Source organism: Zooshikella harenae, from assembly GCF_018837975.1.
GTDB classification, from domain to species: domain Bacteria; phylum Pseudomonadota; class Gammaproteobacteria; order Pseudomonadales; family Zooshikellaceae; genus Zooshikella; species Zooshikella harenae.
In genome coordinates, this window is the sequence record NZ_JAGSOY010000010.1 from 92,623 (window position 1) to 104,973 (window position 12,351).

The 12,351-nt window shown below is 42.9% G+C and carries 7 protein-coding genes; 5 read left to right on the forward strand and 2 right to left on the reverse strand.

Annotated features, from left to right (window positions below; genetic code table 11):
* Window position 1 precedes the first annotated feature (1 nt).
* Window positions 2-1,234, reverse strand: coding sequence for an adenylate/guanylate cyclase domain-containing protein (locus KCG35_RS06800; protein ID WP_215818926.1), 1,233 nt, complete (start codon window positions 1,232-1,234; stop codon window positions 2-4).
* Between the two features lie 753 nt (window positions 1,235-1,987).
* Between KCG35_RS06800 and KCG35_RS06805 the strand changes: the two genes are divergently transcribed.
* Entirely contained in the window at window positions 1,988-4,510 is a 2,523-nt protein-coding gene (locus KCG35_RS06805; RefSeq protein WP_215818927.1) for a glycoside hydrolase family 15 protein, read from the forward strand.
* A gap of 307 nt (window positions 4,511-4,817) precedes the next feature.
* Here KCG35_RS06805 and ulaR read toward each other — a convergent pair whose 3' ends face one another.
* Entirely contained in the window at window positions 4,818-5,585 is a 768-nt protein-coding gene (gene ulaR, locus KCG35_RS06810) for an HTH-type transcriptional regulator UlaR (RefSeq protein ID WP_215818928.1), read from the reverse strand.
* A 232-nt stretch (window positions 5,586-5,817) separates the two neighbouring features.
* On the opposite strand from ulaR, the gene KCG35_RS06815 reads away from it, so the two are divergent.
* The 4 genes from KCG35_RS06815 (at window position 5,818) to KCG35_RS06830 (ending at window position 12,247) form a co-directional block, all read left to right on the forward strand.
* Entirely contained in the window at window positions 5,818-6,306 is a 489-nt protein-coding gene (locus tag KCG35_RS06815; protein ID WP_215818929.1) for a PTS sugar transporter subunit IIA, read from the forward strand.
* A 16-nt stretch (window positions 6,307-6,322) separates the two neighbouring features.
* Window positions 6,323-7,699 carry a PTS mannitol transporter subunit IIBC gene (locus tag KCG35_RS06820; protein WP_255561874.1) on the forward strand — a complete coding sequence of 459 codons (1,377 nt, stop codon included), beginning with the start codon at window positions 6,323-6,325 and terminating at the stop codon, window positions 7,697-7,699.
* Window positions 7,700-7,814: 115 nt separating this feature from the next.
* A complete protein-coding gene (gene ptsP, locus KCG35_RS06825; RefSeq protein ID WP_215818931.1) occupies window positions 7,815-10,439 on the forward strand; it encodes a phosphoenolpyruvate--protein phosphotransferase in 2,625 nt (874 codons plus the stop codon).
* 47 nt (window positions 10,440-10,486) lie between these two features.
* On the forward strand, window positions 10,487-12,247 hold the full coding sequence (locus KCG35_RS06830) for an alcohol dehydrogenase catalytic domain-containing protein (RefSeq protein WP_215818932.1): 1,761 nt from the start codon (window positions 10,487-10,489) through the stop codon (window positions 12,245-12,247).
* Window positions 12,248-12,351 lie beyond the last annotated feature (104 nt).

Genomic DNA, 12,351 nt, shown 5'->3' on the forward strand with positions numbered 1-12,351 from the left:
ATTACTTATTTTGAGTACATTGTTGAAGTGTATGTACTTGCAGTGGCTCTGGTACGCCACGCACAGTAAAACTCCCTAAGTAGTGAGTAGGCTCAGAAATATAGTGTGCAAACTCTTCCGTCAATAATAAGTCTACACTGAGCTTTTTCGTTAATTCTTCAAGTCGTGCAGTACGGTTAACGGCAGGTCCCATCACAGTAAAGTCTAATCGAGATAATGAGCCCACATTACCGTATATCACCTTCCCTTCATTGAGGCCAATACCAAATGAAAGTTGAGGCATATTTTTAGTGGCTAATTCTTTATTGAGTATTTGTAGTTGAGTATTAGCATCAATGGCTGCTTGTAGTGCTGCTTGGCAGGCTTGTTTTACAGAGCCTAGTTCATCTGCTGTAAAAATGATGAGCATCGCATCCCCAATAAAACGCAATACTTCTCCACCACGTTGTGTCACTGCATTGGTGACAACTTCAAAATAAGCATTTAAGAGCTGCAACATGGTTTCAGTTGAAAGAGATTCCGTTAAAACGGTAAAGTTACGTAAGTCACTATACCAAAGGGCACATTCAATTAACTCTGAATCTCCACGCTTTATAATACCTTTGAGGATTTTTTGTCCAGTATTGGGACCTACATAGGTATTTAATAAAGACCGAATCGTATTGCGAGCTGAAAATACCTCAAGTACAGGTAATAAATACAAAAGGAGGGCTTTCCATTTATTTAAATCACTTTTTGATAACCCTTTGGGGTCATCACTGGCAATAATAAAGGTGCTGATGGTATTATCCGTAAACTGGATAGGAAAGACCACATAATCAGTGATTCCTTGACTATAAAGCTCTTGTAAAACAATATGGGCGTCTTCAGGTAAGCCATCTGTGAGTCTATAGCGCACGATACGACAGTTGTTACGAACTTCTTCTATTGGGCTTCCTTTATAAGAAGGTGTATTTTCTATACCATGAGGGGGTGTAAATACATCAATTTCCTCTCGGTCCCACCACCAGGTATACACACTTGCTCTTATTTCCGGGTCAATGGTATCAAGTGTAATACGAATTCGAGCGACCTTAGCATGTGCTTTTATTAGCTTGTCACCCAGTTCCTTCAAAAAAACAGCAGGGTCTGTGAGGGTTCTTCCTGTCGTAAGTAACCAGTTTAAAGTTTCTGCTATACTCCAGCCTGTATGCCCTCCCCATAGTATGTCTTGCCAGTGTTGATTAGATGTCATTCGCTAATTCGCTTATTGCTGCATGATAATAGTTATTTTATCAGATAGTTTCCGTATATCACTTTCTGATTGCATAATTAGTTTCTATTGATAATATAAATTAGCGCTTAGGCATATAGAGTGCAAAGTCAGCCTACCTAGTGTATATAAAGCAATTATGCTAACAGTACTTGGTCAAATATTACCTATTTAAGGGGTAATCAAGTAATTTGATTGTTTTAGCTACAAATCGCTTTGTATCAGGGGTGGTTATAAATGATACAGAATGATCGATTTGCAACTGTGGCATAAGTGACTTGCATCAACAACCAAACAAGTAGAGGATATATAATCCGTTTTGATGGCTACTTTCTAAATAATAAAAGAAGTTAAAAGTATGAAGTTAACAAGCGATGTACCACCTTAATACGCTACAACTATTTCTTTTCTGAATTAATTATATTGACTTTTAAGTACTTTCTTTTTTTTGCTCAGTATTCAGTGAGCGAGTAGCTAGGCATTATTTATAATAATAGTAAATGAGATGGCATAAAAATAATCTCTAGCAAATTATTTCTTAAAAAATAAATTTTATAACAACAATATATACCCAGTGACTGGGGTGGCAGTTAAATGCTCCTGCATAAACTGCATTCACACCATCCTTGGTGTTCAAGAACGCTGACAACAAACCCTAAAAATGATTCGTAAAGGGTATATCTCAAAAACTATTTTATATAAAAATAAAGATGACAGTGTAAGAGGAGATTAACTATGGTGAGTCTTAAGCAAAAGGCGCTCACATTGTTTATTGCTGGTGTGACTTCCAGCTTGGCTTGGAGCAATACTGGAGAAGCACCCGGAGCACCTGGTGCTGATCATCAGTGGACTTCAGCCAGCAAAACGGGAATAGGTACAGCCAATAATAAAGTATCTAAAGTTTGGTTCAGCTTAGTTGATGGTGTTGTTTCAGAAGTGTATTGGCCACAAATCGATATGGCACAAATTACTGACTTACAGTTTATGGTAAGTGATGGTAAAAGCTTTTTTGATGAAGAAAAAAAACATACTGAGCATACCATACACACTTTAGATAAGATGTCCCTGGCTTTTGAGCAAGTTAATATCGATAAAGAAAAAAAATATGAAATTCATAAGAAAATAATTACTGACCCGCAAACTAATGCCCTACTATTAAACGTTACATTCAAAGCTTATGAAGATAATTTAGGTTTATTTTTATTGCTTAACCCTGCAGTAAGTAATACAGGCCTATATGATTATGGCGAGGCAACTAAAGACACATTATATGCCTGGGATGATCGAGCAAAATATGGTAGTGGAAGTAACCAAGTTGCTCAATATCAGGCGTTGACAGCAAGTGTACCATTTAAACAAACGTCAGCAGGCTTTGTGGGTCAAAGTGATGGTTGGCAGGATTTAAATGACAATTTTAAAATGGATTGGGCCTATCAATATGCCAAGAATGGTAATGTGGCCCTGACGGGACAACTGGATCTACCCGCCAAAGCTGGAGAATATACTTTTACTGTCGCCATTGGGTTTGCAGAAGATAAAAACAATGCTCAACAAATTGCAGCAAATAGCGCCAAAAAATCTTTCAATGCTGTGCTATCAACGTACAACGGAGAATGGAATAATTACTGTAATGGTTTGGAAGACTTAAGTCAGGAGTCGTTTGATAGTGGTGCACTCTATTATGCATCAGCCATGGTACTTAAAGCCCATGAGGATAAAGAGAATAAAGGTGCAATGATTGCTTCTTTGAGTATACCTTGGGGACAAAGCCAGTTTGATAAAGACAGTGATGATGAGCGGGGAATCCTGTTGGGATCAAGACCCGATGGCTACAAAGACGGCCCTATTGGCTATCATGTTGTCTGGCCTCGGGACTTATATCAAGTGGCAACTGCATTTCTTGCAGCAGGAGACCAAAATACAGCACAAGCGGCTTTAAGCTACTTAAAAGAGGTTCAACTCGCTGCGGATGACGGTAATTGGCAGTTGTGCGGTAACACTGTCAGTAAGGAAGGTTCTTTCCCTCAGAACTTTTGGCTTTCTGGACAAACCCACTGGCCAGGAATGCAACTTGATGAAACGGCCATGCCCATTGTGCTCGCGTGGCGCTTATGGAGGGCAGGTATTATCAATCCTGCAGACTATTATGCGTCATTTGTAAAACCTGCTGCTGACTTTGTTGCAAAAGTAGGCCCCTGGACACATCAGGAACGATGGGAAGAAAACCATGGTATTTCACCCTCAACACTTTCTGCCGCCATTGCTGGATTAATTACAGCGGCTGACTTTGCAGAAAATCAGGGTGACAAAGAAGCCGCTCGCTATTACCGGTTAAACGCAGACCTGTGGGCTGATGGAGTTGCAGACTGGACGTTTACACACCAAGGTGCATTAGGCGAAGGGCTTTACTACCAACGTATTGAAGGAGCAAGCTATTGTCATACTGATTATAATCCAGAAGATAATAGTGTCTTGTATATTGGTAATGGTGGTGGTCAGCATTTAGAGCGTAATGTGATGGATGGTGGCTTTTTAGAGCTTGTTCGCTTTGGTATTAAGAGTCCCACAGACCCATCTATCACTAATACTGTAAAGAGCTATGAGCAGTCTTTAAAAGTGGAGACCCCGAATGGACCTGGCTTTTACCGGTATAATCATGACCGTTACGGCGAGAAATATGACGGTAGCGACTTTGTTGCCGACGCGGGTGATGGCATTGGACGTTTATGGCCATTCTTAACAGGAGAAAGAGCACACTTAGATATTGCTCAACATAAAAATGTTGACCACTATATTAAGGCCATGGAAAAGTTTGCTAATGAAGGCAATATGTTACCTGAGCAAGTATGGGATAAAGCGGAAGGGCCTTATCAATTCGGCGAAGGTACGGGTGGTGCAACGCCGCTGGCCTGGTCACATGCTGAATATATAAAACTGTTAAAGTCTAAAAAAGAGCAACGTATTGTTGATACACCAGACATCGTGGCAAACCGCTATCAGGGGTGCATAACGACAGTTAATGTACATTATGATGCGGGTTGGGGTAACACTGTGGCAATTCGCGGGGATGCAGAATTGCTCAGTTGGGATGAAGGGGCTTCTGCTCGCTGGTCAGAGGGTAATGTATGGCGTCTAACACTTCCTCAACAAACGTCAGCTTTCAATATGAAAGTGCTTATTAATGATCAAACATGGCAAAACCAGGAAAACTTCTCAGTAAAACCGTGTGAAGAGAATCATTATTGGCCAACGTTTTAACCTGTAGTATAAACAGATAGATACAGGCTCAGTTTTTACTGGGCCTGTATACGTTATAGCCTTTCATTTTTTTGTTTTTATGGGACGAGCTAGTTTGGCTCAAACGCAAATGAGTGACCATAATAAAACCCTCTCTCTTTTAAAGTCAGATGAAGCTTTTCAAGATTATAAGCTGGCACTTATTACTTGAAACAAGGTTCTTCAATTAAATAAAAAAGACTAAAAAAAAGAGAATGAAAAAGTAAATTAAATTACCGTTCACTTCATTGTCTTGTCAAAAAGACTATATTTTGGGCATAGCATCATCTTAAACTAAGTGTACCTGTACGTTTTTATCTTCCAACATGGCTATAATATTTGGGTCAGCGCCTGTACCTGTAATGACAACATCAAGTTCATCCAGACTAAATAAAGAAATCCCGCCAAATACGCCAATTTTTTCTGAATCAACCAGAGCAATCACTTTGTCGGCATAGCGCAGCATTTTCTTTTCTTCCATAAATGCCAATAATGCAGATTTCGTTAACCCTGCTTCTGTCAAACCATCACCACTGACAAACATATAACGTCCCTGATAGGACACATGGGTATCAGGAGATACCAACATATTTTGGTTTTTGATGTATTGCCCACCCAATACGACAAGATGCGGATAGTCTTGGGAAATTAAATAGGTAATCAGTGGTAAGGAATTAGAATAAACATGGATGTGAGAGTTAAGTACATACTTGCCCATTAAAAAGGTAGTTTTGCCTTCACCAATGAAGATATTGTCTTTATCTTGGCAAATAGATACAGCTTTATGTGCAATTCGGTCACATTCTTGATAATTGTTATAGTCAGAGATGTTGGGGTAAAACCCCTTCATTCCTGGTGACTCAGCAACATTGGGCGATAGAATTTTTTCAGCCCCATTACGAATTTTTTTCAATTTACCTTCTGCATCCAATTCAGTGATATCACGACGTACTGTAGCTGGCGAGCACTGCAATATTTCCACAAGTTGCTTTACTGTCACAATGGTGTGCTCTTGCAAGTAGTCCAGAATTTTGTGGTGTCGTGCACGTGAAGTCATGATGCGTACCTAGGATAATTTTTTGATTAAATTTGATTGTAAATGACTACTTGATCGTTTCAATGGGTTTTTATAATAAGAATTGATTATTTATGATCTAGTTTGAGCTGATAATCACAAAAAAAAGCGGCTTATACTTATTTTTAATTATATGACACTTACGGCGAGTAGCTCTTTTGACGCATTTTGAGCAGTTTGTATACTCGATGGTGAGTGGTGAGAGGTAAAAACAATGAAAAAAAGTCTAATCACAAAAGAAACAATTTTGCTCGATATGGATGTTGAATCAAAAACGGACGCGGTACATAAAATGTGTGCACACCTGTTTTTGTTAAAGAAAACGGATAATCCGTCTTTGCTTTACTTGGACATAATGAACCGTGAACAAGTAGTGAGTACCTTTGCTGGTATGCACACAGCTATCCCACACACGGTCAGTCAGCATATCAATGAACCTGTTTTATGTTTTGTCCGTGTTAGAGGAGAGGACTTTACATGGGACGGCGACGATGAAGATGTGCGTTTCATTTTTTTGCTATCCGCGCCAGCTCAGGATGATTTAAAAAAGTTAAGACAAAGTCAGTCTTATGTTTTTTCATCCGTTGCTCAGTTAATTAGTCGCCCAGAAATCATTGATCTTTGGTTATCGACTCATGATGAGCAAGTCATTCTCGATAGTTTAAATCAAGCTTTTGAATCCAATCTAAATATAACAATGTAATTTGGAGGGAATGGTTATGTCTGGCAATAGCCTGAAAGTAGTCGTCCAAACGACTGGACGTTTTTTAAGTGGTATGGTGATGCCAAACATTGGGGCATTTATTGCCTGGGGACTCATCACCGCACTGTTTATTCCTACAGGTTGGTTACCCAATGAAAGTCTGGCTGCACTCGTTAGCCCGATGATTCGTTATTTGCTGCCACTATTGATTGGTTACACTGGTGGTAAAATGGTCGGCGGTGACCGTGGGGCCGTTGCAGGTGCAGTGTCTACTATGGGTGTTATCGTTGGCGCTGAAATCCCCATGTTCTTAGGTGCCATGATCGTCGGACCTCTGGGTGGTTTGGCTATCTCAAGGTTTGACAAATATATTCATCATAAAATCAAACCTGGCTTTGAGATGTTGGTGAATAATTTTTCACTGGGCATCATTGCTATGTTGATTGCACTGATCGCTTATGTGGTGATTGGTCCTGTGGTAGCCGTGGTTACTGAAGCGCTTGGTAATGGGGTTGGCTGGATTGTTGAGCAGTCTTTATTGCCTTTGGTTTCCATCATCGTAGAACCCGCAAAAATTCTCTTTTTAAATAATGCAATTAACCATGGTGTGTTTACACCGCTAGGTGCAGATCAAGCAGCACAAACGGGTGCTTCCATTTTCTATTTAATTGAAACTAACCCAGGGCCTGGTTTAGGTATTCTTTTAGCTTATATGGTTGTAGGTAAAGGCATGGCACAAAAGTCTGCCTATGGTGCTACTGTTATCCACTTTTTAGGTGGTATTCACGAGATTTACTTCCCTTACATTCTGATGAAGCCTCGGCTCATGATTGCTGTCATTGCCGGTGGCATGGCAGGTGTTGCCTTTAATATGGTGACTGGTAATGCTTTGGTTGGTCCACCCTCCCCTGGCTCTGTCTTCGCCTTAGTTCTAATGTCTACTAAAGGTACTGGCTTACTGCTGACTTTAGGTTCCATTGCCGTAGCGGCAACGACTTCTTTTCTAATTGCAGCAGTGTTGATTCGTCACGATGCGTCAGCGTGTGATGATTTAGACGCAGCCAAAGCCGAAGTAGAAGCGAATAAAACGCAGGCTAAAGGTTTGCAGAATGAGCCAGCTGCTCAAGTACGCACTATCGTCGTTGCATGTGATGCCGGCATGGGCTCATCTGCGATGGGAGCGACCGTGTTACGCGGCAAAATCCAGGAGGCAGGCTTGAATATCGAAGTGACAAACTCAGCGATCAATGACTTAGAAGATGCTGACATTGTCATTACCCAGCAAGCACTGTCAGACCGTGCGCGAGCAAAGCTCCCTCATGCTCAGCACCTCAGTATTGGCAACTTTATGGACGCCAGCTTTTATGACGAACTGGTAGCCAAACTGGTGTAGAGGTTAAGTGTGGATGCAGTGTTGACTCAGTCTGGGTACTGCATCCTTACACCAATATATAAGTATCGGACTGAATGGGATAAGTGAATTAATTGCTGAAAGAAAAGGGATCACCATGTCCTTCTTAAAAAATTTCTTTGTCGGTACCCGAACAAGGACACCAGAGGTCCAGCAACAAGCGTGCCCTCAACAGCATGAGGAAACAGTAACCTCAGAGCATACGCTTCGTGTAGGTCGCGAACAGATCTTACTAAATCAAACACTTACCAGCAAAGAAGAGGCATTACGGTTAATAGCCAATGTTATGCAACAACAAGGCTTGGTCAGTGATGATTATTATGATGCCTTGGTTGCTCGTGAGCAGAAAGTCAGCACCTATCTGCTAAATGGCGTTGCTATTCCACATGGTGTCAATGAAGCAAAAGCACTTGTGCAAAAGACAGGTGTTGTCATTGTGCAGGTGCCGAAAGGCATTATCTGGAATGATAAAAATGAAATTGTGCGTTTGATTGTGGGAATTGCAGCAAATGGCAGTGAGCACCTTAGCTTGCTGCAAAAACTGACGACTGTGGTCATGAACGCTGAACTGACTGATCTTCTCGCAACAACCCTCGATACAGATGATGTGATACGTGCTTTAGGCACAAATAGCCACTCGGAGAAATGCACAGAAAAACTCAAAGACTTTGCTCTTAACGCTGAAGCTCAAGTTATCGATGAAGCCGGTATGCATGCTCGCCCTGCCAGCTTACTGTCTGAGCAGGCATCTGTATTTGCTGATACTGATATTCATATACGCAATGGTGATAAGGTCGCCAATGCCAAGTCCATGGCTGCGTTGCTGGCAATGGGCGCACAGTGTGGAGACACGCTGGTCGTGTCAGCTCAAGGTATACAAGCCAAAGCAGCGGTGGAAAAACTGTGCCAGATGATTAACTCAGGGTTGGACTGCGAAGAAGATAACCAAACCGCCACTTATCGTGGCTTGTCTGGACTTCCTGCGCTTAAAGATGCTGTAAGCCAGCTGACCTTTCAAGGTGCGGCGGCATCACCCGGCATTGCCATGGCTGAATTGTTTACCCTTCCTCAACAAACAACAGTAGCTATAAAACAAGATGCTTTCGGAACTGTTGACGCTGAAAAAGAGTGCCTTCACCAGGCGTGTGAACAAGCAAAGCAAGAGCTCGATGCGTTGGTACACAAGCTGCAAAAACATTCACCGCAGGAAGCGGTTATTTTCAAAGCACAAAAGCAGCTGCTGACTGATGAGCTAATTCTGAAAGATGCCCATCAACTCATTGTTGAGCATAAAAGTGCAGCCTGGAGTTGGCAGCAAGCCATTAATAAACAGGTTAATACCTTGGCTGCTGTTGACGATGAACGGATCAAGGCGCGAATTGCGGATCTGCATGATGTCTGTGATCGTGTTGTGGCAAAGCTGATACCTACCTCCGTCAGTGTGCAGTACCCCACTACTGATTTCATATTACTTGCGCGTGACTTAACCCCGTCACAAATAGCGGCACTCGATGGACAGCCTATTTTAGGGATTGCTACGGAGCTGGGGGGGCCAAACAGCCATATGGCGATTCTTGCTCGAGCTTTAGGGATTCCCGCTATTGTTGGGCTGGGCGATGGTATTTGTCAGCAAGCGAATAATAAAGAATGGGCCATTATTGACCCTCAAGGCTCAGCATTAATCATTGCACCCAATAATGCTACGCAGCAACGTGCTGTTGAACTCATTCAGCAGTGGCAAAACCTTCGGGCTGTAGAGAATGAGAAGAAATTCGAACCAGCCCAAACCTTAGATGGGCATCGAGTAAAGGTCGTTGGCAATATTGCTCAACCCGATGAAGCGGCCTCTGTGACCACACAAGGGGGTGAAGGGGCTGGTCTTCTTCGTACGGAGTTTTTATTTGAGGCGTCTGAGTCAGAGCCTAGTGTGGATGAGCAAGTTACGGTGCAAAAAAACATTGTTACCGACTTAGCACATCGCCAACTGGTGGTTCGTACGGCAGACATTGGTGGTGACAAGCCGGTGTCTTGGTTGAGCATGGCGCCAGAAGATAACCCCTTTCTGGGGGTACGTGGCATTCGCCTGTCGTTTAAACATGAAGCGATGTTTTGCCGTCAATTGGAAGCGATCTATCGGGCGGCAATATGGCAGCAGCAGAGCGCACAACAGTGCAGTTTGCATATTCTGTTTCCGATGATTGCCAAGTTGTCTGAATGGCGAAAAGCAAGAGATTTAGCTGAACAGGTTCGCAGTCAATTGAATGCTCCCGTGTTGCCACTGGGGGTGATGATTGAAGTGCCTTCAGCAGCATTAATTGCTGAACAGTTAGCCCAGGAAGTGGACTTCTTTTCCATCGGTTCCAATGACTTAACACAGTACACCTTAGCGATGGACCGCTTGCACCCAGAGCTGTGCCATGAGGCGGATAGTTATCATCCAGCTTTATTGCGGTTGATTGAAATGACGACTTGTGCTGCCCATAAGCACGGTAAGTGGGTTGGTGTTTGCGGCAATATGGCATCTGATCCTGCGCTGGCCATGTTACTGGTGGGGCTTGGTGTCGATGAACTCTCTGTCAGCCCGGCCAGTGTGCCATCCATCAAAAACAGTATTCGCTCAGTTTCCTATACCAAGTTGCAACAGAAAGCCCAAAAGGCGCTGCAATTGGGTAGTTCTGATGCGGTGATGGCGCTCTATCAGAATCATGATGACTTGGTATGAAACCAGGTTGCAGACGAACTTAATGTTAAAAGAACAAGGGTTAAACCATGACTACGCAATATGACATGACAACAGAATATGAAAAGTACCTAAACCTTGCTCAGAACATTCCTGAAACGACAAAAGCCTGGAATTTATATGGTGCAGGTGTGGAGAACATTGGTAAGAATGATCAGCCTGAAGCCTTTAAGGTGCCAGAGCCAGATGATGGGCAGTTACTGGTACGTGTTGATGCTGTGGGTTTATGTTTTTCGGATGTAAAGTTGATTAATCAAGGAGGAAAACACCCCAAACTCTACAACCGGGACTTAAAAAAAGAACCAACGCGGCTGGGTCATGAAGCAACGTTGACCATTGTTAAAGTTGGAGCAGCCTTACAAGACCAGTTCAAGGTGGGTGAACGTTATGCTGTACAACCAGACATCTATCAAAAGGGTAAAAGTACTGCTTATGGTTATACCGTCCCAGGCGGGTTAACTCAGTACCATCTTATTGGGCCAGAAGTGTTAGAGACAGATGCCGGTTCCTGTCTACTTAAGGTAGATAAGCAGCTGGGTTTGGCAGAATCAGCACTGCTTGAACCCTGGGGCTGTGTGTGGGCTGCGTATACCCAACGGCGTCGGCTTGAGCCCAAAGATGGCGGTGTGATGTGGATTGTCGGGCAGCAAGGTGACGATAGTCATTATCGCTTTTCCAAAGGTCTGGCTGCACCTGCCACCATTATTCTAACCAATGTACCAGAATCTGTTCGTCTGCTGGCAGAACAACAAGGTAAACAGGTGATAATCCGTAATGATGTGAGCTTTGACAACCTAAATAGATTAGTGGATGAGTTTACCAGTGGGCTTGGTTTTGATGACACCGTGTTACTTGCACCCGAATCAGCCACTCAAGTGAGCGAAATCGCAAAATACATTGCTCGTCGTGGAACCATGAATCTGGTGGGTAAAAAACCATTGGATGGGCTAGTGCTGGCAGATGTAGGACGTTTGCATTACGATTATGTCGCTTTTGTGGGTAACCAGGGTGACGATATCGCTGACTCCTATGGTGAAGCTCGGAATCGCTGTGATTTACGCAAAGACGGTGTTGCTGTATTTGTCGGTGCTGGTGGGCCTATGGGGCAAATGCATGTGCAGCGTGCCATCGAGTCTCGTAAAGGGCCTGGGTTGGTTATCGTGACAGATATTAATGACCAGCGCCTTGCGGAAATAGAGTCACGCTTTATACCGCTAACAGAAGCAAATAACTGTCAGATGTTAACCTTTAACCCGCTTAAACGAGATGAATCCCTGCCTGAATTTGTACTAGCCAATACCGATAACCAAGGTGCTGATGATGTGGTGGTCTGTGTCCCTAATGCAGATATCATGGCTGAGTCAGCCAGTTTTATGAAATCTGATGGCATGTTGGTGCTTTTTGCGGGTGTCCCTAATGGAACATTGGCGCCTGTTGATTTTAGCTCTGTTTATCTGAGCAATGCGCAATACACAGGTACATCAGGTTTAACGATTAATGATCAAACGATTGTTATGGATAACACGGTGCAGGGGCATATTGCACCCGCCATTTGTGTGGCGGCTATTGGTGGAATGAACGTCGCCAAAGATGGTATTCAAGCGATGATTGATGCCCGTTACCCAGGTAAGATTTTAATCTTCCCCCAGTTAGAAAATTTACCATTATTAGGGTTGGATGAACTGGCTGAAAAACTGCCAGCAGTGGCAAAACAATTAGGTGCTGGAAGTACTTGGACATTAGCGGCAGAACGCGCCTTGTTTGAAAGTTGTCTGCATGATAAATCGTGAGTTAAACGGCGAGTGAATGATACTCTTCACTGTGGGTATTTGTTGACACTTGCGTTATTAAAAAACACCATTTTTTTCGGAAAAAATAATTGTTCTCCTTTTGA

What these genes read in the sequence shown, in the direction of transcription:
- KCG35_RS06800 (WP_215818926.1), bottom strand. Translation starts at nt 1,234, where the DNA reads ATGACATCTAATCAACACTGGCAAGACATACTATGGGGAGGGCATACA.
- KCG35_RS06805 (WP_215818927.1), top strand. Translation starts at nt 1,988, where the DNA reads ATGGTGAGTCTTAAGCAAAAGGCGCTCACATTGTTTATTGCTGGTGTG.
- ulaR (WP_215818928.1), bottom strand. Translation starts at nt 5,585, where the DNA reads ATGACTTCACGTGCACGACACCACAAAATTCTGGACTACTTGCAAGAG.
- KCG35_RS06815 (WP_215818929.1), top strand. Translation starts at nt 5,818, where the DNA reads ATGAAAAAAAGTCTAATCACAAAAGAAACAATTTTGCTCGATATGGAT.
- KCG35_RS06820 (WP_255561874.1), top strand. Translation starts at nt 6,323, where the DNA reads ATGTCTGGCAATAGCCTGAAAGTAGTCGTCCAAACGACTGGACGTTTT.
- ptsP (WP_215818931.1), top strand. Translation starts at nt 7,815, where the DNA reads ATGTCCTTCTTAAAAAATTTCTTTGTCGGTACCCGAACAAGGACACCA.
- KCG35_RS06830 (WP_215818932.1), top strand. Translation starts at nt 10,487, where the DNA reads ATGACTACGCAATATGACATGACAACAGAATATGAAAAGTACCTAAAC.